At 56.5% G+C, this 22,761-nt stretch carries 26 protein-coding genes and 1 tRNA gene; 6 read left to right on the forward strand and 21 right to left on the reverse strand.

The window, feature by feature from the left end:
• Positions 1-12: 12 nt before the first annotated feature.
• The 3 genes from ACWWD9_RS08935 to ACWWD9_RS08945 form a co-directional block, all read right to left on the reverse strand.
• Positions 13-1,683 (reverse strand): ArnT family glycosyltransferase, encoded by a 1,671-nt coding sequence (locus tag ACWWD9_RS08935; protein WP_455866830.1) that lies wholly within the window; start codon positions 1,681-1,683, stop codon positions 13-15.
• 225 nt (positions 1,684-1,908) lie between these two features.
• The gene (locus ACWWD9_RS08940) at positions 1,909-2,277 is read right to left on the reverse strand and encodes a VOC family protein (RefSeq protein WP_455866831.1); all 369 of its coding nucleotides are present in this window, start codon (positions 2,275-2,277) and stop codon (positions 1,909-1,911) included.
• Between the two features lie 95 nt (positions 2,278-2,372).
• A tRNA-Arg gene (locus ACWWD9_RS08945) sits at positions 2,373-2,448 on the reverse strand.
• Positions 2,449-2,517: 69 nt separating this feature from the next.
• Here ACWWD9_RS08945 and ACWWD9_RS08950 point away from each other — a divergent pair.
• Both ACWWD9_RS08950 and ACWWD9_RS08955 read left to right on the forward strand, forming a co-directional pair.
• Positions 2,518-3,084 carry a peroxiredoxin gene (locus ACWWD9_RS08950; protein WP_455866832.1) on the forward strand — a complete coding sequence of 189 codons (567 nt, stop codon included), beginning with the start codon at positions 2,518-2,520 and terminating at the stop codon, positions 3,082-3,084.
• A gap of 36 nt (positions 3,085-3,120) precedes the next feature.
• The gene (locus ACWWD9_RS08955) at positions 3,121-3,348 is read left to right on the forward strand and encodes a hypothetical protein (RefSeq protein ID WP_455866833.1); all 228 of its coding nucleotides are present in this window, start codon (positions 3,121-3,123) and stop codon (positions 3,346-3,348) included.
• A 66-nt stretch (positions 3,349-3,414) separates the two neighbouring features.
• Here the strand turns inward: ACWWD9_RS08955 and ACWWD9_RS08960 are convergent, their stop codons facing one another.
• Complete coding sequence (locus ACWWD9_RS08960; protein ID WP_455866834.1) at positions 3,415-3,774, reverse strand: hypothetical protein; 360 nt, start codon at positions 3,772-3,774, stop codon at positions 3,415-3,417.
• A 288-nt stretch (positions 3,775-4,062) separates the two neighbouring features.
• On the opposite strand from ACWWD9_RS08960, the gene ACWWD9_RS08965 reads away from it, so the two are divergent.
• The gene (locus ACWWD9_RS08965) at positions 4,063-4,683 is read left to right on the forward strand and encodes a lytic transglycosylase domain-containing protein (RefSeq protein ID WP_455866835.1); all 621 of its coding nucleotides are present in this window, start codon (positions 4,063-4,065) and stop codon (positions 4,681-4,683) included.
• 2 nt (positions 4,684-4,685) lie between these two features.
• Here the strand turns inward: ACWWD9_RS08965 and ACWWD9_RS08970 are convergent, their stop codons facing one another.
• From ACWWD9_RS08970 to gspG, 11 genes are read right to left on the reverse strand one after another with little or no spacing between them, the layout of a single operon-like run.
• The gene (locus tag ACWWD9_RS08970) at positions 4,686-5,222 is read right to left on the reverse strand and encodes a type II secretion system protein (RefSeq protein ID WP_455866836.1); all 537 of its coding nucleotides are present in this window, start codon (positions 5,220-5,222) and stop codon (positions 4,686-4,688) included.
• Positions 5,209-5,643, reverse strand: coding sequence for a type II secretion system protein (locus ACWWD9_RS08975; RefSeq protein ID WP_455866837.1), 435 nt, complete (start codon positions 5,641-5,643; stop codon positions 5,209-5,211). Before ACWWD9_RS08975 ends, ACWWD9_RS08970 begins: the two co-directional genes overlap by 14 nt.
• The gene (locus ACWWD9_RS08980; protein WP_455866838.1) at positions 5,618-6,091 is read right to left on the reverse strand and encodes a type II secretion system protein; all 474 of its coding nucleotides are present in this window, start codon (positions 6,089-6,091) and stop codon (positions 5,618-5,620) included. The genes ACWWD9_RS08975 and ACWWD9_RS08980 overlap by 26 nt, the downstream gene beginning before the upstream one ends.
• Complete coding sequence (locus ACWWD9_RS08985; RefSeq protein ID WP_455866839.1) at positions 6,088-8,103, reverse strand: secretin N-terminal domain-containing protein; 2,016 nt, start codon at positions 8,101-8,103, stop codon at positions 6,088-6,090. Before ACWWD9_RS08985 ends, ACWWD9_RS08980 begins: the two co-directional genes overlap by 4 nt.
• A 28-nt stretch (positions 8,104-8,131) precedes the next feature.
• Positions 8,132-8,734 carry a hypothetical protein gene (locus ACWWD9_RS08990; RefSeq protein ID WP_455866840.1) on the reverse strand — a complete coding sequence of 201 codons (603 nt, stop codon included), beginning with the start codon at positions 8,732-8,734 and terminating at the stop codon, positions 8,132-8,134.
• Entirely contained in the window at positions 8,731-9,282 is a 552-nt protein-coding gene (locus tag ACWWD9_RS08995) for a hypothetical protein (RefSeq protein WP_455866841.1), read from the reverse strand. The genes ACWWD9_RS08990 and ACWWD9_RS08995 overlap by 4 nt, the downstream gene beginning before the upstream one ends.
• Positions 9,279-9,845 carry a PilN domain-containing protein gene (locus tag ACWWD9_RS09000; RefSeq protein ID WP_455866842.1) on the reverse strand — a complete coding sequence of 189 codons (567 nt, stop codon included), beginning with the start codon at positions 9,843-9,845 and terminating at the stop codon, positions 9,279-9,281. Before ACWWD9_RS09000 ends, ACWWD9_RS08995 begins: the two co-directional genes overlap by 4 nt.
• Before the next feature lies 1 nt (position 9,846).
• Positions 9,847-10,782 (reverse strand): hypothetical protein, encoded by a 936-nt coding sequence (locus tag ACWWD9_RS09005; RefSeq protein WP_455866843.1) that lies wholly within the window; start codon positions 10,780-10,782, stop codon positions 9,847-9,849.
• Positions 10,760-12,439 (reverse strand): GspE/PulE family protein, encoded by a 1,680-nt coding sequence (locus tag ACWWD9_RS09010; protein ID WP_455866844.1) that lies wholly within the window; start codon positions 12,437-12,439, stop codon positions 10,760-10,762. The genes ACWWD9_RS09005 and ACWWD9_RS09010 overlap by 23 nt, the downstream gene beginning before the upstream one ends.
• The gene (locus tag ACWWD9_RS09015; RefSeq protein WP_455866845.1) at positions 12,436-13,623 is read right to left on the reverse strand and encodes a type II secretion system F family protein; all 1,188 of its coding nucleotides are present in this window, start codon (positions 13,621-13,623) and stop codon (positions 12,436-12,438) included. The genes ACWWD9_RS09010 and ACWWD9_RS09015 overlap by 4 nt, the downstream gene beginning before the upstream one ends.
• Positions 13,624-13,625: 2 nt before the next feature.
• Positions 13,626-14,111: a type II secretion system major pseudopilin GspG gene (gene gspG / locus ACWWD9_RS09020; protein ID WP_159355914.1), complete on the reverse strand. Its 486-nt coding sequence runs from the start codon at positions 14,109-14,111 to the stop codon at positions 13,626-13,628.
• A 207-nt stretch (positions 14,112-14,318) separates the two neighbouring features.
• Between gspG and ACWWD9_RS09025 the strand changes: the two genes are divergently transcribed.
• The 3 genes from ACWWD9_RS09025 (at position 14,319) to ACWWD9_RS09035 (ending at position 17,753) form a co-directional block, all read left to right on the forward strand.
• Complete coding sequence (locus ACWWD9_RS09025) at positions 14,319-14,912, forward strand: hypothetical protein (protein WP_455866846.1); 594 nt, start codon at positions 14,319-14,321, stop codon at positions 14,910-14,912.
• A 96-nt stretch (positions 14,913-15,008) separates the two neighbouring features.
• Positions 15,009-17,003, forward strand: a complete 1,995-nt coding sequence (locus ACWWD9_RS09030; protein WP_015829791.1) for an alkaline phosphatase — start codon at positions 15,009-15,011, stop codon at positions 17,001-17,003.
• 69 nt (positions 17,004-17,072) lie between these two features.
• Positions 17,073-17,753, forward strand: a complete 681-nt coding sequence (locus tag ACWWD9_RS09035) for an FxDxF family PEP-CTERM protein (RefSeq protein ID WP_015829790.1) — start codon at positions 17,073-17,075, stop codon at positions 17,751-17,753.
• 169 nt (positions 17,754-17,922) lie between these two features.
• On the opposite strand, the gene ACWWD9_RS09040 is transcribed toward ACWWD9_RS09035, so the two are convergent.
• The 6 genes from ACWWD9_RS09040 to ACWWD9_RS09065 form a co-directional block, all read right to left on the reverse strand.
• Positions 17,923-18,144 (reverse strand): hypothetical protein, encoded by a 222-nt coding sequence (locus ACWWD9_RS09040; protein WP_013441854.1) that lies wholly within the window; start codon positions 18,142-18,144, stop codon positions 17,923-17,925.
• Positions 18,145-18,298: 154 nt separating this feature from the next.
• Positions 18,299-18,562 carry a GIY-YIG nuclease family protein gene (locus ACWWD9_RS09045; RefSeq protein ID WP_455866847.1) on the reverse strand — a complete coding sequence of 88 codons (264 nt, stop codon included), beginning with the start codon at positions 18,560-18,562 and terminating at the stop codon, positions 18,299-18,301.
• Positions 18,563-18,667: 105 nt separating this feature from the next.
• Positions 18,668-20,239: a cryptochrome/photolyase family protein gene (locus ACWWD9_RS09050; RefSeq protein ID WP_455866848.1), complete on the reverse strand. Its 1,572-nt coding sequence runs from the start codon at positions 20,237-20,239 to the stop codon at positions 18,668-18,670.
• Positions 20,236-21,585: a DASH family cryptochrome gene (locus ACWWD9_RS09055; RefSeq protein ID WP_455866849.1), complete on the reverse strand. Its 1,350-nt coding sequence runs from the start codon at positions 21,583-21,585 to the stop codon at positions 20,236-20,238. The genes ACWWD9_RS09050 and ACWWD9_RS09055 overlap by 4 nt, the downstream gene beginning before the upstream one ends.
• Before the next feature lie 252 nt (positions 21,586-21,837).
• Positions 21,838-22,044, reverse strand: a complete 207-nt coding sequence (locus tag ACWWD9_RS09060) for a hypothetical protein (RefSeq protein ID WP_455866850.1) — start codon at positions 22,042-22,044, stop codon at positions 21,838-21,840.
• Between the two features lie 54 nt (positions 22,045-22,098).
• The gene (locus ACWWD9_RS09065) at positions 22,099-22,761 is read right to left on the reverse strand and encodes a DUF3313 domain-containing protein (RefSeq protein ID WP_455866851.1); all 663 of its coding nucleotides are present in this window, start codon (positions 22,759-22,761) and stop codon (positions 22,099-22,101) included.

Raw genomic sequence — 22,761 nt, forward strand, 5'->3', positions numbered from 1 at the left:
TTTAACCCCAGATCAGCACTGACGAGATAGCTTAATCTTGTATAACACCACAGGATCACGCCTGAATGTTTCAGAAAAATAACAAGAGAATTCTTCTTTTGTCGTGATGTCTTTAAAAACAGATTCATTCACCATCAGATTTTCAAATTTCATATCCAACAGTTTTTGGTGCAAATCTTTTGACGAAAGTGAAGCAAAATCCCGGTATCTTCCTGGTCCAAAATGATCTCCCCAAGTCTGATTTTTGGCGTAGTAGATCGCATACTCCATGCCAAATTGATAAGTATTACCTATGGCATGTTCATTCTGATACTGAAGAACCTCGTAGCCAGTGATTCTCTTATTGAGTATGGCTTGACGCTTTTCATCATTCCACGCGACCGACTTTAAGGCAGACTTTATTCCAGGCAATGCATTCACGATAAACAAAACCAGTACAGCAGAAGAGGCTATCTTTATATGTCGGTTCTTCGTATTCTCATCGGTGTTAATAGTGCCGTTTATTATCCGGGTAACGTTCTGGTAGAAAATCATTGCAATAAAAGCGAAACCAGCAGCAGAGAAAACAGCCAGAAAAGGATAAACGGGAAGTAAATAGCGTGGGTAATGTGAAATCAGCATCCAGATTCCCACCGAGTATGACGTAAATATTAGCAAGGACTTCATCTTGCTGTTTGAATATATTTTTTTATTGAGCAGGCTAAATGGTGCAGCCCATAGTAACCATTCAGGCCAGCTTTTTACGTGATCAAGATCAACAAATTGCAGTCTGAAATCTTCTGCATTCCAGTCGTAGAATCCGAATATCTTGCCGCCCATGGGTGCGAATGGATCTCCGGTTACAAGGAAGTTTCGCAGATACCAGTAAGCACATGGTAGCAAGAATATAATCGATACCTTGACGAACACATCCAGACTCACTCTTTTTGCCATCAATATGAAGAAGAAAATAGGCAAAAACATCAGTGCTTGGTACTTTGTGCCTGCGGCAAGCCCCATAAAAAACGCAGAAATATACAGCAGCGCATGATGTTTGGTATTTTCTGTCCAACTATAAAATACTGTGGTTGCGCAAACAATGAACAGGGTTAACCCCATATCAATGTAAGCATTGCCGTAATAGGATTTGGAAAGTTGCAACCAGATGAGTACCGCAACTAATGCATTAAAGGTGCCGAAATGTGGCTTGGCTATTTTATATACGATGATAGCAACCAACCACCCCGCCAATGCATGCAGCAGATGTGGGGCGATATCATCCACCATGATCATGGAAGCAGCATAGATCAGCTCATAATTATAGGGAAACCATGGATATCTTATCCATTCATTTGCGGTTAGTTTTCCCGATAAAATCCATTGCTGGGCATGCGGCAAGTGGTACATCAGCTCATCCCAGGCAACAGGAAGACCCAAAGGCCTGATCAACGTAGGTAAAAGACAGAGAATAATGGCAACAAGGTAAAACTTTCTTGATCCAAAAACAGCCTTGATATTATTAATCGCCTCTCGCCGCTTACTGTTATCTCTTATAAAAAAGAATACATGGATGCAGGATGAGATAACGCCTGCGGAAAATATTAAAAGAAGACTATTTACATTGAGATAACCCAATATGGCGACCAGTTGAATCACTGATATAGAAAATCCTAGCCCCAAGGCGATAATAATAGGATGCTTCATGTCACCCAAGTGCTTAACTGCAGATAATGGACGTACTAAAAGTTCGCCAATACCCCAAAATGACATTACAAATAACATCAGTACAACATAATGATAGATAAAATAATTTGCCATAAATTTTAACGATTGAATTTAAAAACTTTACGTGGAGATGCCGCCAACATACTCCTCATGAAATCCCATGCCCAAGTTGGAGTCAACGATCGGAGATAAACCAGCCTGCGTTTAATCTATATCCTGCCCAATACGCCAGAGAACGCCCGAGGGATCGGTCAGGCAAAAATCGCGCATGCCCCATGATTGCGTCTCCAGTGGCCAAATTTTAACCGCGTATTTTTTCACGACACCGCTATCCTCAATATGGCGCCACCAGGCTTCCACATCCTCGACCAAGATATGCATCATGAAATTTTCAGCAAAGCCTTCTGCACAAAAATCCTGCAACAGAAACCTCACGCCATCGCACTGAAAACAGGCAACACCGCCACCCTCGGAGGTCATGGTAAAGCCCATATCGGTATAAAACCGCTTGGACAAGGCAAAGTCTTTCGAAGGAACGAAGGCTTTGATTTCGCTTATATGCAGTTTGGACATGAACTTACCGAGACTTAGTGAGAGTAATGGAAGAACATACAAATAGCTGTGATGGGTATCTCTTAAACTTGTATGGGCAGTTAGTGCATTGATGCTGGTGCCCTCGACAGGAGTTGAACCTGTGACCCTTCGCTTAGGAGGCGAATGCTCTATCCACTGAGCTACGAGGGCAAGGGCGTTATTTTCGCATAAAAAACGTTGCAGGAAATTTGCAAATACAAAATCGTGGTCAGGCTTGTTATGATGAATATCTTTGTTTCGCGGGCTTTAACAATGAAAATCCTTCTTGCGTCTGCTTTTGTGTTTCTCGGCTTTCTGCTTTATCGCTCATTTGCCATGGCGAGCCCTTTGCCGCAGGTGGGGCAGGCGGCACCGCCTTTTTCGCTCACTGGCATCAAGGGAGACGTGCATGGCCTGAACGATTACCAGGGGAGCTGGCTGGTGCTGTACTTCTACCCCAAGGATGACACGCCGGGCTGCACCAAGGAGGCTTGTAGCTTCCGCGATGACATGGTGCAGCTGGAAAAACTGGGGGCGAAAATTGTGGGGATTAGCGTGGACGATGCCGAGTCGCACGCTAAATTTGCCAAAAAGTACAATCTGCCGTTTCCATTGCTGTCAGATACCGATGGCAAAGTGGCTGCCAGTTATGGCGCCTTAACCAATCTTGGCATCATCAAAATCGCCAAGCGCTATACCTTCCTGATTAATCCTCAGGGCCAGATTGCCAAGGTCTACCAAAGCGTGGATACTTCGCGCCACTCGCAGGAAATTATCGATGATTTGCGCCAGCTCAGCGCGCGGTAACAAATTTGCCCACATCAGCTAAAGGAAGCACCCCTCATGAAAAAAATGCTATTGATTGCCATTCTGGCATCGCTCTCGGCATGTAGCACACCGAACTCCAAGCCTAACCGCGAATGGATCAGCGTGAACTGTAACGGCTTTGCCTCCTGGGATAAATGCAATGAAAAAGCCAAGGCCTATTGCCCAAATGGCTTTGAAATTGGCAGCAAGGAAGAAAGCCTGATCGAGCAGAAACGCATCATGCAGTTTTCCTGCAAGCCTTAACTGGCAGTCTTGAAATGCAAAAGAGCCATCGATGATGGCTCTTTTTTTATGCCTTGCGCTGCTGTTTTATTTTTTGACCGGGGCAGGGACACTGCAGCCACTGTAGGTATTGTCAGGTGTAACCACCAAGGTAGCCTCTAGCCCCTGGATCGTCAGCGTCGATACCCCGTTGCTGAAGGAGCTGCCGGATTTAGCCAGGGCGAACTCGCGCTCAGGCAGGATCACCCAGGCAGTGGCGCCGTTATCCAGCATGCGTACATAGAACTTCCTGTTTTTTTCGCAGACATAGGCGGTTGAGTTAGCCGGTGCCCCTGGCACAGACGCGACCTCATCCCCGCCAAACGGCCAGACTTTCACACTGCTGCACGCACTCAGCATCATGACCACAGAACCAGCTGCCAACCATCGGTAATTCAGATTATTCATAACCCCACCACTACCTTAAAACCAAAGTGTGCCATATTGCCAGTTGCACTCCGGGCTTACAAGCCGGGCACACGAAACGGGAAGATTTGGGGGAGCAAACGAGATTGCGGCCAGCAACAAACAGTCTGCCGGCCGCCGCTTTTGTGAGAAAGCTGATTCATCATAGGGGCCAAGCGCCAGCTCAACAATGAGCGGTGACAAGAATGGTCCAGTGGCGGCAGCCATATTCATTGTGATCGCTCGCTGTGCTGTCATGCGCTGTTCATATCCGGTGGATATGCTGGCCGCATGCCGCATTCACTCACCCTCATCTTTTTGCTTTTGCTGATGGCGCCATGGCGGGCTGAGGCCGATATCTACATGGTGAAAAATGATGCCGACGAGATCGTGCTCAGCAATTTACAGCCGCCCGAAAACGCGTCCAGTTATGAAGTGCTGGTCAGCGAAGATGCATCGCGGCATCCAGCATCGCATGCCAGCCGCCCTTCCCCGCTTTCAAAGGCCAGCTTGCCCTATGCCGCCAGCGTGCAGCAGGCGGCCAAACTGACTGCGATCGAGCCCGCCTTATTGCACGCCATCATGCATGTGGAATCCGGGGGCAATCGGCAGGCACTGTCGCCCCGTGGTGCCGCCGGCTTGATGCAGCTGATGCCCGCCACCGCCAGACGCTATGGCGTGCGGGATCCGCTGGATGCCAGGCAAAATCTGCTGGCCGCGGCCCAATATCTGCAATCGCTCAAACAACAGTTTCATGGCGATATCTCGCTTATGCTCGCCGCCTACAATGCCGGGCCGCAGGCCGTAATACGGCATGGCTACCAGGTGCCGCCGTATGCGGAAACCCAGCGCTATGTGCCCCACGTGCTGCAGCATTATCGCCAGTTGCAGCGCATTTCCAGCATGCCCTAGCTTTAGCGTCGCGTGGCGCCCGCACCTGGCGTGGCGGCCTCCTCCGGCTCCAGCAGTTCCTGCCCGAACACCCACTGGCTATAGCGGCTCGCGCCTTTAAACCCGCGGTCATCCGAGGCAAAGCCCGCCTGTTTGATGGGCTTTTCCGTCGAAAGACTGTAAATGCCGATTATGCGTCCGCGCTGCCTGATCAGGCCCCACTCTGCGCTACCGGTGATCGGGTCATCGTATCGCTTGCGCAGGTGCCGCTTGATGTTGGGGTAGCGTTTGTCCAGCAACAAGTCATCCAGACTGGCCGGGTAGATATTGACACCCGAGGGATTCGCCGCCTGATAACTGGCAATCGCCGCCCGGTACTGATGCCCCACAAACAAGAGCTGCTTTTCCTTTTCGGTACGCAGCTGGTGATGCCAGCGCATGCCCACCGCAGCAAGGCCAACACCGGCAATGGCGATCATCAGCAACAGCCCGATATAGCTGAATCCGCGCTGTTCGCCGCGGCGATATTCGCTGGCCGTAGCTGCCCTACCATTCGGCATAGGCCGTTCCATCGCGTCCATTGCCCGGCGCCCCGCTACGGATGTCATACACCGCCCCCGCACTGCCCGCCTCCACACCATTCACATTCACTTCCGGCGCGATCAGCACCCAGGTCTCGCGTGAACCGGTGATGGGGTCTGGTGGCACGGCGCGCAGATAATGCAGGCTCACCAGTTCCTCCAGCGAGGCCGGATAGCGCTCATGGTCCCCGTAAAACTTGTCGATGGCTTCGCGCATCACATTGAGATCATGCCTTAGTGTGGATTCACGGGCCTTGTCCACACTATGAAAATAGCGTGGCACCGCCACCGCAATCAGCAAGGCGACGATAGTCATCACCACCATCAGTTCGATCAGGGTAAAGCCCTTGAAGCGCTTGCGGCTCGCGCCGTTGCTACCAGTCACGGTACCAGCTTCCATTAATCGCCTGCTGCGGGCTTTTGGAATACACATCGTAAACATCCACGCCTTCGCTGGGCGCATCGGCCTCACTCTGGTAGCTACGCTTGCCCCAGGTGTCTGCCGGGGCCAGTGTCAGATCATGATTGAGAGGGTCGCGTGGAATCTTGCGGATGAAGCGGATGATTTTCCTGTCTGGCCGCGTCTGGTCCTGCACGCCGCGCTCCAGCACATCCAGACTGGGCGGATAGCCGGACTGGTCCAGCCCGCGCTTGACCTTACCTTCGTCATAGGCCAGTTTGTAGGCATCCAGCGCCTCGCGAATCTGCCGCAGGCAGGTGCGCAACTCCGCCTCCTTGTTGCGCTTAAGCGTGAGCTGCAACACCGGCATCGCCGCCGCGGCGAGGATAGACACGATCACCACCGTGACCACCATCTCGATCAGCGTGAATCCAGCGCGGGACTTCATCGCGACAGGTCCACACCTTCCACTGCCGGTTGTGCAGCAGGCGCTGAGACAGCGTTGACGGGCGCCGTGGGCGCCGTCTGGCTGGCATTGGCTGCTGCAGGAGCAGGCTGGGCAATGGCAGCATCTTCAGATGAGACACCAGTGGCATCTGCTGCCACGGCTTCAGAAGTAGACTCCACCGCCGGTCCACTGGCAGCCGGGCTGCCACCGCCAGCAGGCGCTGCCAGCTGTGGCTTGTCCGAAATGCCATTCTCGGTGCCTGACCAGTATTCGGAAATTTCCGCGTCGGGCCGCCGGATGTTGCCCAGAATGCGTGGCGTAATCGCCAGCACGATTTCGGTCTTGTTCTTGCGATCTTCCTGATTGGAAAACAGCCGCCCGAGGATGGGAATATCGCCCAGCGCAGGCAGCTTGCTGGCGTTTTTGCGCTCTTCATCCTGTATCAGCCCGGCCAGTATCTGCATCTCGCCATCCTTCAGCCGCAACAGCGTGCTGGCATTGCGCGTGCCTATGGTATACACCGTGGCGCCATTGCGCGTAGTGGTGCGGTCGCCCAGCGAGCTCACCTCCAGGCCGATCTTGATATTGACGAAATCATCCAGCGTGATGCGCGGCTCCACATCCAGCTTGAGGCCGACATCGATATAGGTCACGTTCTCCGAAATACCGACATTGGCGGTGGAGGTCGTGGTGATAATCGGCACCTTGTCGCCCACCAGAATCTTGGCCTTCTCATTGTTGCGCACGCGTATGCGCGGGTTGGAAATAAGATTGACGTCACCCGTGGTTTTGCGGAAGTTGACCGCCGGGTTGGGCGAGACATCAAAGCGGCTGGAATTCAGATTGAGCAAGCCTTCCAGCGTCAGTGGCGAATCAGTCGCCACGGTAGACGTGACCGCAATACCTGACCCCGCCGTGGAGGTGGTCACGGGAATGCGGCTATTCACCGAAATCTGGTTGGGGTAGGCAATGCCCAGTTCCTGCAGGCGGCTGCGGCTGATTTCCAGCACCTCGATTTCCAGCATGACTTCTGGATCAGCCAGGTCATTCGCCGCCACCAGTTTCTCGGCGATATGAATCACCTCCGGCGTATCACGCATGACGATCATGTTAAGCCGCTCGTCCACCACCACATCCTTGGTCTTGAGCACGGTTTTCAGGGTGGAGGCCACCTGTTTTGCCGAGGCATTGGTCAGGTAAAAGCTGCGTATCATCAGCTCCTTGTAGTCTTTTACCTTCTGCGGCGTATTGGGGAAAATCAGTGCGCTGGTCTCGGTGAGCGCTTTCTTCTGCAGGCCATTGGTCGCCAGCACCATCTCAATGGCATCTTCAATCGAGGCCTTGCGGATATACACCGTGGCCTTGGCATCGGCGCGAATATCCTTGTCCAGAATGAAGTTGATGCCGGTGGCGCGCGACAGCGCCTCGAATACCATCTTGATATTGGCATCGCGAAACTCCAGGCTCACCGGTTTCTGGAATGGCGGCTTGAGGCGTGGCGGCTCCGTCTGCGCCACATCGCGGCTGGCGCGTATGCTGGCCTGCAACTGCTGCGCTTCCTTGTTATCCGGGTTTTCCATCAGGATATTGCGCAATATCGACCAGGCGCCCTCGCTATTCTGGTTGTCCAGCATGGCGCGTGCCTGATCCAGCCGTTTGCTGTGGGCATATTCGCGGGTGATGCTGGCCTTGCCGGCAATCGCCCGCACATTGTTGGGGGCAAGCGCAATCACGCGGTCATACAGGGCGTTGGCTTCAACAAAATGGCCAGCGCTCCGCTGCTTTTCCGCTTCGGTCAGCAATTCCTGCACCGCCTGCTCCTGCGTAATCAATATATCCTTGCGTGGCACGGCGGCCTCGGGCTTGGCCTGCAGGTTTTCCTCTGCGCTGTGTACCCGCGTTTCGGGGGTATCGCCCTTAACCTCGGACTTGGGCCAGGGTGCAAAGGCGCAGGCATTGAGCATGGTCAGCGTTAACAGGCTGCAGAACGTTGAAAGGCGAACAGGTTTCATTGTGGGTTTCATGGATAGGATCGCGTGGCTAGCGGTCGGTCGGTTGATCGTCAGGCGATGGAGCAAGTGCCACCACCGGTTTGGCTGTCTTGCTAAGCACCACGGTGCTGTTCAGGGGCAGATAGGTCAGGTACAAGGCGCGCTGGTCCACACTATCCAGCCGCCATACTTGCTCTATGGTCTGACCTGGGCTGACGCTGAGTACGCGGTTACCGGCGGTCAGAAACACCAGATTGCCGCCGGGCGCATCATCCATCTGCCCCATGTACTGATAGGGCAAGGCAGGCGCCACGGGCTTCACGACCTCGGCCAGCGTGGCTGTGTTCTCATGGCTCGCCTGTGGGGCGACATGCCAGGCATGTGCCTGCCATAAATCCTGACCCGCCTGCGGCATGGCGTGCGCCTGCCGGGCTCGGCTAAGCGCCAGATCGGGCAGGCCCGAGGCCTGGCTTTCGATAAGATTTGACGCCAGTCGCGATGGCGGGGCTGGCGTTAGCCGGGGGCGGGATGCAGCGGTGTGCGGCACCGTCATCTCTTCTACCTCATCCTCCGCATCCACCAGATAGATGGCGAGCAGGGTCAAGGCAAGAGCGCCAGCCAGGGCCCATTGTCTCGGTTGCAACCGCTTCATGTGCCCTCGCCTCGCAACAGCCACACATAGCTCAGTTTCACCTCGGCTTCGTCGTCCTGAATGCCATCGCGCTTGATGCTGATATCGCTCAGGCCCAGCGTGGGAAAGCGCAGCGCCGCCTGGGCAATGAAGGCGCGCAGCGCCCCATAGCGCGCCTTGACCGGCAAAGTGATCTCGTAGCGCTGCAAGGCCGCGTTATCGCGCTGATGCGATAACTTGTAATCCCCCATCACCAGGTCCATACCACTTTCCTGCGCGAGCTGATGCAGCGCACGCAGCAGTTCAGACAGGCTATCCTGCGGTGGGAACTGCGCATAGAACTGCTGCAGTTGCTGGGTTTCGGCCAATACGGGCGCTGGCCTGGCATGGGCTTTGGGTTGCGCCTGCATCCACTCCAGTTGCTCGCGCAGGGTTTGCAGCTTTTGCTGTGCGGGCAGCATTACCAACAGACCAAACAGCATGAGCAATACCATCAGCAGCAGCCCCACCTGCCCGGCTGTTCCCAGCCAGAACCGCAAGGTGTCTATCGTGCGCAGCAACTGCGTCATGGCGCCACCTGCGAGGTTTCAAGTGGTATTGAAATGGGCATGTCATGCCAGGTCGCGATCAGCACCACGCGCCAGGGCTGCTCGGCTTGCTCCTGCTGCTTTTCATGCTTGAGCAGAATGACATGGCTGAATTGCGGCGTGGCTTCCAGGCGTTGCATGTAATCGAACACCGCATCGCGACTGTCCGCTTCGGCGGTGAGCTTGAGTTGGCGTTTGCGCGCATCCGGCTCTATGCCGAGTAGCGCAAAGTCAGGACTGCTGGCTGCCTCCAGCCCGGCAAACAGATCGCCCCATGGAATCTGCAGAAAATCGGCCAGGCTGCGTGCCTGCTGCATGGCGTGCTGGGTGGCAGGCGAAGATGCCTGGCGCGGCTGACGAGACGGCGCCAGCCCGGCCTGTTTGCTGGCCTCGGCCAGCGCCGACTGCACGGTTTCTATCTGATGCTGGATCGCCGCATAACCCTGCCAGCCAATCAGCGCCAGCAGTATGCCCGCCGCGGCCAGCAGGCGTCCCCAGCCCCTTGGCTGGTTATCGGCAATGAAATCCACCCGCAATGCACGCATGCTAGCCACCTACCCATGCCGTAGCAGGCGATGCCAGCTTGCTGATGGACCGCTCATGGCTGAACACCGGCACAGCCTGCCAGCCCATCTCTGCCAGGCTCGTTTGCAAGGCTGGCCACGCAGCGGAATGGGCTGCCGCCAACGCGACATTTACATAGAGCTTGCCTGGCACCAGGGGCGCATCGCCCAGCAACACCATCTCGCGCTCCAACAGGGCTAGCAGCTGCTGTGGCCAATCCTGCGCATGGCTGGCACATGCACTGAGCGCCAGCCAGCCACCATCCCGCATCAGCGCCAGATGGATACGGCCCGCCTCTACCTGCACCAGTCCGCACAGGTCGGGGCTCAGATGGCGGCAGAGCCGATTGTAGAGATGCATCATTGACGGCTGCACCGACACCAGCTGGCAGCCAGCTTGCGCTGCCATGGCGGTGATCGCCTCCAGTAGTGATTGATCCAGAGCGCAGGCAAACTGGTACCCGCCCTGCGGCAGCGGCTCCAGCGCGATATGCCAAGTGGCTGCGGCTTCGCCATACGTTTCCATGAACAAGGCCCGGGCCACCGCCAGACTGGCAGCCTGCGACTGCATGGGCGGCATGGCGGGGAGCAGCTTGTAGCGCAGCCATTGATTGCTGACCACCACCGTGAGCTTGCTCCCGGCAGCCAGCTCCGCCAGCAGCGGTGAACATGCCTGCAGCGCGCGCTGCCAGGGCTGATGCGTCGAATGCTGAGCCGAATGCGGCCCTGGCTCATCTGCCATTGCCATCTCTTGCACGGCATGAGTGCCAACAATCACTTCAGTGCCAGGGAATGGCGTCGCCGCATCCGTCCATTTGCGTTTCCAGCCGGCAAAGCGCCAGGCGCGCTGCGGTTGCGACAGCGTTACCCTGTCCGGCAACAGGCTGAGGCAGTAACTAGGCCGTGATGAAGGTAACACGATTGATTTCTTCCAGTGTGGTTTTGCCCTCGGCCACGGCTTCAACGGCGGCCTGGCGCAATAGGCGCAGGCCCTTGCGGCGTGCGGTGTCCTTGAGCTGGCGTATGGGCTGGCGCGAGACGATCATCTCGCGGATTTCATCATCCAGAATCAACAGCTCCGCCACCGCCATGCGGCCCTTGTAACCGCTACCACGGCAATGGCCGCAACCCTGGCCCTTGCGAAACTGCATGCTGGCGGCCTCGGTCTCGCTGATCATGGAAGCCTGCAGCAGCTCGGCATCCGGCTGGTCATCCACCAGGCAATGCGTGCAATTGAGGCGCACCAGCCGCTGCGCCAGAATGCCATTGAGCGCGGAGACAAAACTGTAGGTATCAACGTCCATATTGATAAAGCGGCCGATGACATCAAACACGTTGTTGGCGTGCACGGTGGTGAATACCAGATGGCCGGTTAAGGCGGACTGCACGGCAATCTGCGCGGTTTCCGAATCGCGGATTTCGCCGACCATGATCTTGTCTGGATCGTGCCGCAAGATGGAGCGCAGGCCGCGGGCAAAGGTCAGGCCTTTTTTCTCATTGACCGGAATCTGCAGCACGCCGGGCAGGTTGTACTCCACCGGGTCTTCGATGGTGATGATCTTGTCGCGGCCGGTATTCACTTCGGAGATGGCCGCATACAGCGTGGTGGTCTTGCCGCTGCCAGTGGGGCCGGTGACCAGCACCATGCCGTAGGGCTCGCGGGCCAGGACGCGAAACTGCTGGCGAGTCAGGGCATCAAGGCCGACATTTTCCAGCGTGAGTCCGCGGGATTGCTCGGTGAGCGACTTGCGATCCAGGATACGCAACACCGCATCTTCGCCATAGACGCTGGGCATGATGGATACGCGCAGATCGACCTCGCGCTGCTGGATATGCACCTTGAAACGGCCATCCTGCGGGATGCGGCGCTCGGCAATATCGAGCTCGGCCATGACCTTGATGCGCGACACGATCTGCTCGGCCATGTCCACGCCCTGTATCTGGCCCACGGCATCCAGCACACCATCAATGCGGTATTTGAGGGCAAGGCCAGTCAGCGTGGTTTCGAGGTGTATATCGCTGGCACCTATCTTCATGGCGTCATACAGCGTGGAATTCACCAGGCGGATCACCGGGCTGCTGTCTTCCGAAATGCGGCTTAAGGAAAGATGCTCTACTCCATCTGCATGTACAGGATGGGCATCGGGCGCCATGTCGCCGCCCAGCACCCGATCCATGGCATTCAGGGTTTCTTCATGGCGCGAGAGAAAGGCACTGACATCGGCATAATGCGCGAGATAGAGCGTGAACGGCTCGTGCACGGTGTCGAGCAGCCAGGCCTGAATATCGCTGGCAAACGGGTCGGCAATCGCAATCAGCAGCTGACCATCTTCACGCCGCAGGGGAATGCATTCGCGGCGATAAGCCTCGGCAAATGGCATGACCTCAAAATCGGTGATGAGCGTGTGCATGGTGCGGTTATCCAGCACCGGGTAATGCAATGCGTGTGACAGCTCGGCGACAAATGCCTCTGGTGCCATGGCGCTCTGGTCTTGCAGCACTTCCATCAGGCGGCGGCTCGACTGCGCCGCCAACTGCCGGGCTGTTCCCAGGGTTTGTGCGCTGATCAGGCTCATTGGATGCTGCCTGCCAGATCAAAAATCGGCATATACAACATCAGCACCACAAAGCCGATGACAAAGCCGATGACCAGCATGAGCAAAGGCTCGAACAGCTTGGTGAACCAGTCGACCCAGCGTGCGGTTTCTTCATCATAGAAAGCGGCAATGCGGCCCATCATTTCGCCCATCATGCCGCTGCGCTCGCCCACCCGCAGCATGCGCAAAGCCACCGGCGTCGACAGTTCGTTTGCTTCCATGGCGGTCGAGATCGCCTGCCCCTGGCGTATCTGCTCGCTGGCCAGCAGCATGCGCTCGCGCAAGGCTGGTGCCAGCAAGCCCGATACCATGCCCAGCGCACTCAGAATGGGAATACCGGCAATCAGCAACATGCCTAGCGAACGATAAAAGCGCGATAACTGGTAAATGCGCATGCGTTCGCCTATGGTCGGCAGGCGCCACAGCCATTGCATCATCGCTGCCCTTACACTGCGCAGACTCAGCAAATAGCCGCCTGCCACCACCAGCCCCACCCCTGCCAGCAAAAGCTGCATGCCATGCGTCTCGATAAAGCCGCCCAGCGCCAGCAAAAGTTGCGACATGAAGGGCATGTCGCCATTCATGTCTTCATAGATATGCGCAAACCGGGGCACCACAAAGCCCATCAAAAACATCACCACCAGGCCGCCGACAATGATCAGCATGACCGGGTAAATCGACGCCGAGATCACCTTCTTTTTGACTTCTTCCACCTGCGATTGATAGGCGATATAGCGCTGCAAGGCTTCCGGCATGCCGCCGGTTTTTTCGCTGGCACGCAGGGCCGCCACATACAAGGGAGGAAATGCCTCCGGGCTTGCCTCCATGGCTTGCGACAAGGGCTGGCCTTCATTCAACAGACGCAGGGTCGCCCGCAGCGTATCGCGCACCTGGGGGCGCTGCTCTTTCTCGGAGAGCGCTTCCATGGCTTCCATCAGGTTAAGCCCGGCTTCAAGCAGGGCCAGCAGCTCCTGACTGAACAGCATGAGGGGGAAACGCTCGCCGCGCAGCCAGGACAGTGTGGTGTTGCGCTCGGCGCTCGCCACAGAAAAAACGGTATAGCCCTGGGCCTTGGCGGCCAGTGCTGCCGCCTTTTCATTGGCCGCCTCCAGACGCAATGAGCGGTATTGTTTGTCGCGCAGTACGCTGAGTTTGTAAAGCATGTCTACCAGCTGACGATGTCAGCCATCTCGTTGGTACCGCCTGGCTGGCCGTCCTTGCCCAGCGAGTAGAGGTCATACTCGCCGTGCTCACCGGGCGATTTGTATTGATAGGCATGGCCCCAGGGATCATCAGGCACAGTTTTTTTAAGATAAGGGCCATCCCAGCGGGCGTCGTTGTCCGGCTTGGCAGTCAGTGCCGCCAGCCCTTGTTCAGTTGAAGGGTAATGCCCGGTATCCAGCCGGTATTGATCCAGCGCTTTTTCCAGGGAATCGAGCTGGGCACGGGTGGCCTTGATTTCAGATTTACCGATCTGTGCAAAATACTTGGGGCCGACATAACCCGCGAGCAGACCGATGATGACCATGACAACCAGCAATTCCAGCAAGGTAAAGCCGGAATGACGGGCGCGCTGCCTGCCAGAATTCTGAATGGGGGCCGCACGCGGGAGATAAGGAGCAAGAGAGGATGTATTCACAGGCCAGATCATAGGCGCTGTTTTTTACAGTAATGTTGCATTTTCAAGACACGGCATACTTTTGTGACAACGGCACTTGCATGTCTGGCGCGGGTTTCATCATTTCGCCGCATTAACATCTTTTAACGTTCATCAATCTGAAATTTTTGCTGCCTATAGTGCACGCACTTGCTGATAGCTCACGCACTTGCTGCAGTCCCGACAAAGAGGAAGATAACAATGCACTACTCCCGCGCCATCATCACCAGTCTTTTATTGGCTCAACTGGCCCTCCCGCAACTGATACAGCCAGCCTTTGCCCACGAAGCCGGGCACGAGCACGCCCAACCGCCCATGAGTTCTGCCCTGCAGGTCAATGGCCCGCTGCCCGCTCTGCCCGCAGGCGTTACCGAGCTCAAGTTCAGCGAAATCTACAAGCTACCTGTGGGCCCGCGCGGTCTGGAGCCATCGGCCAAACTGTTAAGCCTGAATGGCAAACAGGTGCGCCTGCTGGGCTATATGGCCAAGCAGGACGAGGCCACGCCTGGTGTTTTCATTCTCTCGCCATTGCCAGTGCTGATGGGTCATGAGGATGAAAGCTTTGCCGACGACATGCCCGCCACCTCGGTGTTTGTGCATTTGCATGATGCCCGTCAGATCAATGGTTACGTGCCCGGACTCATCAACCTCAGCGGCGTGCTGAGTGTGGGGGAATGGCATGAGGCCGATGGCCGCATTTCCTATGTGCGCCTGCAACTGGATGCCGTGCAAAGCGCCCAGCTGCTGCGACCCGATACCACGGCAGCCCTGCAGTCGCCTTCCGATTTCAAGTAGCCCCTGTTTTTGCGTCACCTGTAATCGCTGTACCTGTCATTTTCTGTTTTTGATGATAGCCAACCCTTTGTATTGATTAATTAGGAGCTTTTTCAAATGAAGTCACCTCGTTTTGCACTTAACTGTGTACGCGCTGTTGTGGCAGCGACGCTGGGCGTTGCTGCCAGCGTCAGTGTTGCCGCCCCTACCGTTACACGCCTGACACCACCGAGCGAACGTTTCGCCACCGGCGTGAATGACCCAAGCGCCCCCATGATTGCCCGCTTTCTGCCAGGTCAGCGTTTTGACTTGCAAGCGACCATCCGTCCAGATGCTGGCGCCACCATCACCGGCTTCCAGTTTGCCGTGGATGGCGTGACTGTGCCTGTGACTGCCAGCACTTCTGGCATCGTCACCACTGGCCTGAATGCTGGCCTGCCTGCCAATACCGCCGTGGTTTCCAAGCGTGCTTACTCCAACACGGTTCCCGGCGTTCACACCCTGACCGTGAAAGCCACACAAAGTGATGGCCAGACCGTCACCGCCACCGGCAGCTTTGAAGTGGTTGGCATTACCAACCAGGGCCGTCCAGCCAAGAACATCATCATCCTGCTGGGTGATGGCATGGGTGCCGCGCACCGCACTGCCGCCCGCATCATGGCCAAGGGTTATGCCCAGGGCAAGGCCAAGGGTCATCTCGCCATGGATACCTTCCCCTACACCGGCATGGTGATGACATCCTCACTGGATACCATCGTCACTGACTCCGCACCTGGCATGGCCAACTATGTGAACGGCAACAAGCAGGCTTCCGGTCAGGAAGGCGTATGGCCAGATGACACTGCCGATGCTTTCGACAACCCACGCATGGAATACCTCTCGGAATACCTGCACCGCACGCAGGGCAAATCGCTGGGTATCGTCACCACTGCCGATGTATTTGATGCCACACCTGCCGCTAACGCCGTACACACCTCCAACCGCGGCAACGGTACCGGCATTGCCGACCAATACCTGGATGACCGCAAGCTGACCGGCCTGACTGTGCTGATGGGTGGCGGCCGCAAGTGGTTCCTGCCTAATGCATCCAACAGCGTCAGCCCGCAACCAGCCAATGGTTCGCAACGCCGCGCTGCCAATGATTACGTGCTGACTAGCGACATCGTCAGCGGCTGGGGTGCTGCCGTCGGTGCCAAGGATCCGGAACGTGATTTGATCAGCGACTTCAGCGCTGCCGGTTACACCTATGTTTCTGACAAATCTGCCCTGCAGAGCGCAGGCGTGCCAGACAAGCTGCTGGGCCTGTTTGCCTACTCCAACATGAACGTGGCGTTTGACAAGATCAACGGCCGTCGTGGTGTATCCAGTGTGGTGAATGACTACGGCTTCCCTGACCAGCCCATGCTGGAAGAGATGACCGACAAGGCCATCAAGGTACTTGCCAAGAATCCCAAGGGTTTCGTGTTGACAGTGGAAGGCGCTTCCATCGACAAGCAGGCGCACTTGATGGATAGCGATCGCTGGATTGAAGAAGTCATCGAGTTTGACCGTGCTGTGCAAGTCGCCAAGAATTTCGCCACTGCCAACCCGGACACGCTGGTGATTGTGACGGCCGACCACGAAACCGGTGGTGCTTCCATCCTGGGTGCATCCAAGGTGACCAATGCCGAATTGCAAGGCAAGGCCAACACCGTGGCCAGCATGCGTAACGAAGTGGTGGGTACTTATCAGGATGCGAAATTTCCCAAGTACACCATCGCGGCTGATGGCTACCCTGCAACCACCGACATCGACAACAAGATGCTGATCGGTTACGGCGCCAATGCTGACCGCTACGAAGCCTGGATTGCCAATGCGCAACCTACGCAGGACAGCCAGCAGCCATTCGTTGGCACCGCACCGCTGAACACCTACCCAGCCAACCCAAGCGTGCGTAATGCCAGCACCGGTTACCTCGTGACTGGTCAGGTATCCGGCGACCAGGCTGTGCACACCGCGACTGACATTCCATTGTCCGCCTTCGGTCGTGGCGCTGCCCTGTTCACTGGCGTGATGGATAACACCGATGTGTTCTTCAAGTTTGGTCAGGCTGCCATCGGCGGCGTGAAGTAAAGAAAGCCCACAACACCGGCGCTGCGGCTCATGCCGTGGCGCCCGGTTTGATGACGAAAGCGAGATACCATGAATTCCGTAAAACTGATAATGAACGCCGCCGTGCTGGGTTTGGCAAGCTTTGCCGCCAACGCCTACGCCGGTTACAACTTCAATTTTGACAACGCCGCCAGTGGCACCTCGGCCAACAATGCTGCGGTAAATCCGTACAGCAATGTGCAATTCCTGAGCGGCTTTGTCACCGCCGATCTGGATGCGGATGGCTTTGAAATTCTGGACCCTAACGGCCAGAACATCCCTGGCTATACACACTGGGAAGCCTATTCGGATAGCGATATCCGCGTACGCAACCCGGAGGAATACGGCCACGGTGCAGCTCCATCGGTCTCCAATGCGCTGGACGCCATGTTCGACCAGGTGCTGATCAGCTTCAGCAGTGCACAAAACCTGTCATCGTTCTCGGTGCAACTGGATAACAGCAACTTTGGTGGCTTCAATTCCTCCATCCTGTTCCTGGATGCGGCTGGCAAAACCATCTCTACCCTGTCTTTCGACCAGTTTGCCAACCCCGGCGCCATCATCACCGGTGGTGCAGTTTCAGGTGTTTACGGCATCGTGCTAGGTGCAGGCAAGCTGTATGACAACCTCACCATCACCACTGTCAGCGCCGTTCCTGAAGCCGAAACCTATGCCATGATGCTGGCAGGTCTGGGCATGATGGGCTTTGTTGCCTCGCGCCGCCGTCGTTAGTCCCTCCTCGCTTCCTACTTGCGGGCACACCACCCGCAAGTGTCACCCACAAAAAAAGCACATCTTCATGTGCTTTTTTTGCGTCTTCAACAAGCCATCGAAACAGCTTGCCAAAAAACCCGGGCAAAACCCACAGGGCTATCGCCTTATGGGGCCTGGGTTTCAGGCATTAGCTCTTCTTGTGGCTTTGGCTGCCCGCTTTCACATGCTGCTCATGCGAGCCGCCGCGGGTGCTGCCTTGCTGGCTCTTGTCAGGGCTGCCAGACTGCTCCTGTTGCTTGTTGGCGCCGCTTTGCGCCCCGCCCTGCTGCTGATTCTTGTGACTTTGCGAACCAGCCTGAGCGTGTTGCTGAGAGGTACCACCACGAGTGCTTCCTTGTTGTGTAGCCATCATAATCTCCTTATTTGGGATGAATGTTAGCGTTACGTAAGGTAACGACTTCATTGTGCAAGCGGTGGGCACGTCTAGCGAGCCAGCGGGTTCTGAAAAGCATGTAGGAGATTGTGTTGGGTGCCAGGCAGGCGATGGCTGATGAAGCGCACTTCTAATCGGCAAAGAAAGCCAGCTTTTCTGCCTTTGCCAGCTTTTTGAGCCTGGCCTCGGCGATGGAGGCCGCTGACCGGTCGGCGTAGGGCTTGCTGGCCAGCATTCTCAGCGGCGGGTTTGCCCGGGTATAGCGCGCGCCCTTGCCCTCGACATGCGCTTTGTAGCGTGCCTCAAGATTGTTGGTGATGCCGGCGTAATAGCTGCCGCCTTTGCACTCCAGCAAATAGAGATGCCAATGCGATGTCGGGTTTTCTTCGCTCACTGATGATCCTTACGCCTTTGCGTTGCCCATGATGGTCGTCATTTGAGTATGTGGGCAAGCCGTGAATTCAAGCCCGCATGGTATAGGAAACAGGCAGCGAATGCTTTACAGGGACTCGATTTGTGCAAGTGACTGTTCCGCCTGCTGGCGCAAGGCCTGCTGGGTCTCGGCGGACATCTGGTCCCAATTGCGATACACCATGCTCAGGCGATGATTGCCGCGCAAACGGGTCTCGTGTCGCGCAAAAAAATCCCAGTAAAGCGCATTGAATGGGCAGGCGCGCTCGCCCGTCTTGACGGACTTGCTGTAGTGGCAACCCTTGCAATGGTCGCCCATGCGGTCAATATACGCCGCGCTGGATACATAGGGCTTGGTGGCAAGCAGGCCGCCATCGGCAAACTGGCTCATGCCCAGGGTGTTGGGTGCTTCCACCCACTCAAAGGCATCAATGTAAATGCCCAGGTACCAGCGATGCAGGGCTTGCGGGTCAAGCCCTGCCAGCAAAGCAAAGTTGCCGATGACCATGAGCCGCTGGATATGGTGGGCATAGGCATGCTGCAATGATTGCGTTATGGCGCTTGCCACACATGCCATGCGGGTCTTTCCGGTCCAGAACCATTCTGGCAGCGGCCTGCTGTGCCCAAGGGCGTTGGCCTCGGTGTACCCGGGCATTTGCGCCCAATACACGCCCCGCACATATTCACGCCAGCCCAGTATCTGCCGGATAAAGCCTTCGGCAGCGGGAAGCGGCACCTTGCCCTGGCGCCAGGCGGCTTCTGCGGCGGCGACTACCTCACGCGGGTTGAGCATTTTCACATTGAGCGCGAACGACAGCAGGGAGTGAAACAGGCGCCAGCCACGTGTGGATAAGGCATCCTGATAATCCCCAAACAAAGGCAAGCCCTGCCTGATAAACACTTCGAGCTGGGTCAGGGCTTCTTCGCGGGAGAGCGGCCAGCGCAAAGCCTCGGCCTGTGCATCGCCAAAATGCGCAGCGCCACTGGCGACGATGGTTTGCCACAGGGCCTGATGATTATGTTGCGGACGCATATCGGCCGGCAATGGCTGGGTGGCAGGCAGAGACTTGCGATTGTCGTGATCAAAATTCCACTGGCCGCCCTCGGGCTGATCGTCGGCTGTCATCAACACCCCATGCTGGCGGCGCTGACTGCGGTAAAAATGCTCCATCAGCCATTGCTTGCGGCCTTTGAATTGCGCGGCGACAGTTTGGCGCGTGGTGTAGAAATGCTCGCTATCCACTATGGTCACGGGCACCGGGCAGGACGCACCCCACGCCGCGAGCAAGTGGTCCAGCCGCCATTCATCCGGCGCCTGATACTGCATTGTACTTGCCTGGTAATGGGCGATCAGCGCCTCCAGATTGGCCGTGAGCTGTTGGCGGTTGGAAGCGTCATCGATGGCGATATAGCGCACGCGATGCCCAGCGCGTTTGAGTTGCTGGGCAAAATGGCGCATGGCGGCGAATATCGCCAGCATCTTTTGCGCATGATGCAGCACATAGTCGGTCTCCTGGCGGATTTCCATCATGACGTAGACCACATCGGGGCTGACATGGGCAAACCAGGAATGCTGTGGATTGAGCTGGTCGCCCAGAATCAAGCGCAAGGTCACGTTTGAATTGGCCTGCCCCGGCAAGGTAGATGCAACAGAGCTCATGTTGCCCTCGCCCATAATGCGCGGTAGCTGCCATCCGCATCGTAATCCTGCGCCTGCTTGTCCGGGTTAAAGCGCCTGCCCTGCCGCGGATCGGTGCCGCGCCCACTCAGGTAGAGCCAGTTGCCCTGATTGCTGTAGACATCGTAATCCAGCAGCTGCGATTCAAACCAGGCCGCGCCGGCACGCCAATCGCAACCCAGGTCATGGATCAGATAACTCGCGACATTCTGCCGCATGCGATTGGAAAGATACCCGGTCGCCGCCAGCTCGCGCATACCGGCATCAATAAACGGCTGCCCGGTTTCGCCACGGCACCACCTGGCAAAGCTGTCCGGATCATGCGTTGGCGCAGGTGCCTCACCCAGACCACGGGCGCGATACAGCTTTTTGCCATGTTTGAAATGCAGCCAGCGAAAATGATCGCGCCACAGCAATTCAAACCACAGCCAATAGGTGCTTTCATTGGCTCCATGCTCCGCCTCAAATGCCTGAATCGCCGCCCAGGCCTGCCGTGCCGACAAGGCACCTGTCGCCAGCCACGGCGACCATTTGCTGGAATAATCGACCCCGATGAGCCCATTGCGAGTGGACTTGTAGCTATGCGGCAACCGCCGTTGGCAATACTGCTGCAGATGCTGCAGGGCCGCCTGCTCACTGCCATCGAACCCCGAAGAGCCTAGCGGGAAAGCAGACCGAGCGTCATACGGCCATGGCTCGCCTGCCATCGCATGATCAGCGCCGTCGCTCGCAACTTCGCTGGGTATCGCATTCAGCAAGGCATGCGATGGCAACGGCGGCAGCTGCTTGATGGACGGCAACGGCCGCGCCGCCTGAACATGCGCGCGCTCTAGCGCATGGCGAAATGTCGTAAAGGTATCTGGCACCGCCTGAGGATCAAACGGCAAATTCTCCGCCGCCACCAGACTCGATTGCCAGATGGTCTGCACATTCACCCCCGCCGCCAGCAATGCAGCGACCACCGCCTGCTCCTCAGGCGCCGCAATCTCCTCGCACACCAGCAACGGGTTGCCGAGGGCGCGCACCAACCGGACCAGTGTATCCACGCTATCCCCGTGTAATGGCACCAGATCACTGCCAAGCGCGCGCAATTGCGCGGCCAGCGCATCCACCGCACTCCTCAGCCAGGCTCGCCGGTGCGGCGCCATCCTGGCAAAGCCCCAGGGCGTCAGGCCACTTTCGGCAGGATCATGCACGAACACAGGCAGCAGCCAGCCGCCAATATCAGCCGCCTGACGCGCGGCCCAGGTCAGCGCAACCTGATCATGCAGACGCAGATCACGTCTAAACCAGAAAATAAGGCCACGCGGCATGCTCTCAGCGGTCATTGTGTTACTCCAGCAGTCCACCAGCGATAAACATAACTGGGCGTGAAGTCGTAATGCAAGGGATGCTGGGATGGTTGGGGCTTGTTCATGGGCTGACCTTGTTCAAGCCCGTATCTTACAAAAATCGCCCCGTCTTACTCCATGACTATCCGTGCCTGCATCCCATGCATCGAAAATGGGTGCACATCCAGCCTGTCATGTGAACACTATGACAGGCTATCTGGCGCAGCATATTCACGCATATCAGGAGCGTTATCGGCGATAAGGGTTATCCGGCGCACGGTCATAACCATTAGGTACACCGTCGCCATCGCGGTCATATGGCCTGTCGCCGCCATCCCTATATCGTTCCCCATGTGCATACCCATGACTGGGCGTATTGCGGTCATAGCTGAGCGAAAGGCAGCCATTCAACATTACGCAAATGGCTAATGTCGCCGTCAATATGATCGTTTTCATTTGCAGTCCTTTCCAGGCATTGATTCATTTACGCGTCGTGGGTTTAGCCCCGACCTAATTCAACTCGCTGAGCAGATCCTCAGCACCTTTGTCTATTCCTGCCTTGGAAGCCGCCAGGGAGCCCAGAGTCGCTTTAATATTCATCGCATTCGGGTATTCCTTGGTGACATAGGCCTTTAATAAGCGATTGGTCAGCGCCTCGTAGACTTCCACCGAGTAGCTTACCGAACCCATCACCATACCCTCCTTGCCGCGCAGCCCCTGAACGATGTTGTAGGGCCCGCCTACCAGATCAAAGCGGAGAACGGTGCTGACTACCGGGGTATTGGTTTCTGCCCCGGTCAAGGTAAGTTTGACTCGCAGCGTCCAGGGTTTTGGGTTGTCAGTCAGACTGAAGCGGCGGCGCAAGACATCAGTGAACTCATCCTGCATGTAAGCCGCGAGAGCCTTCTTGTCCTGCTGAGACATATCCCCAAATTGATGATCTGTCCCGTGGTATACCTCCACCGGCTCAATAATCACGCTGGAAAAATCTTTCCATGCCACCTGGGTTTTGTAGATATAAGGCACCTTGCCCGACGTATCCTCAGGATTGGGTTGTAGGCGTGATGAAGATGACAGATCGCGATAGTTTTTAGGCGTCGAGCTTGCGCAACCAGTAACTCCCATACAAACCATCAGGACGATTGCAGAGGGATATATTTGATGTTTTTTCAT

This window comes from Methylovorus sp. SPW-M1 (genome assembly GCF_053848825.1).

What these genes read in the sequence shown, in the direction of transcription:
- ACWWD9_RS09015 (WP_455866845.1), bottom strand. Translation starts at nt 13,623, where the DNA reads ATGCTTTACAAACTCAGCGTACTGCGCGACAAACAATACCGCTCATTG.
- ACWWD9_RS09055 (WP_455866849.1), bottom strand. Translation starts at nt 21,585, where the DNA reads ATGACCGCTGAGAGCATGCCGCGTGGCCTTATTTTCTGGTTTAGACGT.
- ACWWD9_RS08970 (WP_455866836.1), bottom strand. Translation starts at nt 5,222, where the DNA reads ATGCCGAATGGTAGGGCAGCTACGGCCAGCGAATATCGCCGCGGCGAA.
- ACWWD9_RS08955 (WP_455866833.1), top strand. Translation starts at nt 3,121, where the DNA reads ATGAAAAAAATGCTATTGATTGCCATTCTGGCATCGCTCTCGGCATGT.
- ACWWD9_RS08935 (WP_455866830.1), bottom strand. Translation starts at nt 1,683, where the DNA reads ATGAAGCATCCTATTATTATCGCCTTGGGGCTAGGATTTTCTATATCA.
- gspG (WP_159355914.1), bottom strand. Translation starts at nt 14,111, where the DNA reads ATGATCTGGCCTGTGAATACATCCTCTCTTGCTCCTTATCTCCCGCGT.
- ACWWD9_RS08960 (WP_455866834.1), bottom strand. Translation starts at nt 3,774, where the DNA reads ATGAATAATCTGAATTACCGATGGTTGGCAGCTGGTTCTGTGGTCATG.
- ACWWD9_RS08940 (WP_455866831.1), bottom strand. Translation starts at nt 2,277, where the DNA reads ATGTCCAAACTGCATATAAGCGAAATCAAAGCCTTCGTTCCTTCGAAA.
- ACWWD9_RS08995 (WP_455866841.1), bottom strand. Translation starts at nt 9,282, where the DNA reads ATGACGCAGTTGCTGCGCACGATAGACACCTTGCGGTTCTGGCTGGGA.
- ACWWD9_RS09065 (WP_455866851.1), bottom strand. Translation starts at nt 22,761, where the DNA reads ATGAAAAAACATCAAATATATCCCTCTGCAATCGTCCTGATGGTTTGT.
- ACWWD9_RS08990 (WP_455866840.1), bottom strand. Translation starts at nt 8,734, where the DNA reads ATGAAGCGGTTGCAACCGAGACAATGGGCCCTGGCTGGCGCTCTTGCC.
- ACWWD9_RS09025 (WP_455866846.1), top strand. Translation starts at nt 14,319, where the DNA reads ATGCACTACTCCCGCGCCATCATCACCAGTCTTTTATTGGCTCAACTG.
- ACWWD9_RS09035 (WP_015829790.1), top strand. Translation starts at nt 17,073, where the DNA reads ATGAATTCCGTAAAACTGATAATGAACGCCGCCGTGCTGGGTTTGGCA.
- ACWWD9_RS09060 (WP_455866850.1), bottom strand. Translation starts at nt 22,044, where the DNA reads ATGAAAACGATCATATTGACGGCGACATTAGCCATTTGCGTAATGTTG.
- ACWWD9_RS09050 (WP_455866848.1), bottom strand. Translation starts at nt 20,239, where the DNA reads ATGAGCTCTGTTGCATCTACCTTGCCGGGGCAGGCCAATTCAAACGTG.
- ACWWD9_RS08965 (WP_455866835.1), top strand. Translation starts at nt 4,063, where the DNA reads ATGCCGCATTCACTCACCCTCATCTTTTTGCTTTTGCTGATGGCGCCA.
- ACWWD9_RS09000 (WP_455866842.1), bottom strand. Translation starts at nt 9,845, where the DNA reads ATGCGTGCATTGCGGGTGGATTTCATTGCCGATAACCAGCCAAGGGGC.
- ACWWD9_RS08985 (WP_455866839.1), bottom strand. Translation starts at nt 8,103, where the DNA reads ATGAAACCTGTTCGCCTTTCAACGTTCTGCAGCCTGTTAACGCTGACC.
- ACWWD9_RS09030 (WP_015829791.1), top strand. Translation starts at nt 15,009, where the DNA reads ATGAAGTCACCTCGTTTTGCACTTAACTGTGTACGCGCTGTTGTGGCA.
- ACWWD9_RS08950 (WP_455866832.1), top strand. Translation starts at nt 2,518, where the DNA reads ATGATGAATATCTTTGTTTCGCGGGCTTTAACAATGAAAATCCTTCTT.
- ACWWD9_RS09010 (WP_455866844.1), bottom strand. Translation starts at nt 12,439, where the DNA reads ATGAGCCTGATCAGCGCACAAACCCTGGGAACAGCCCGGCAGTTGGCG.
- ACWWD9_RS08975 (WP_455866837.1), bottom strand. Translation starts at nt 5,643, where the DNA reads ATGGAAGCTGGTACCGTGACTGGTAGCAACGGCGCGAGCCGCAAGCGC.
- ACWWD9_RS08980 (WP_455866838.1), bottom strand. Translation starts at nt 6,091, where the DNA reads ATGAAGTCCCGCGCTGGATTCACGCTGATCGAGATGGTGGTCACGGTG.
- ACWWD9_RS09040 (WP_013441854.1), bottom strand. Translation starts at nt 18,144, where the DNA reads ATGGCTACACAACAAGGAAGCACTCGTGGTGGTACCTCTCAGCAACAC.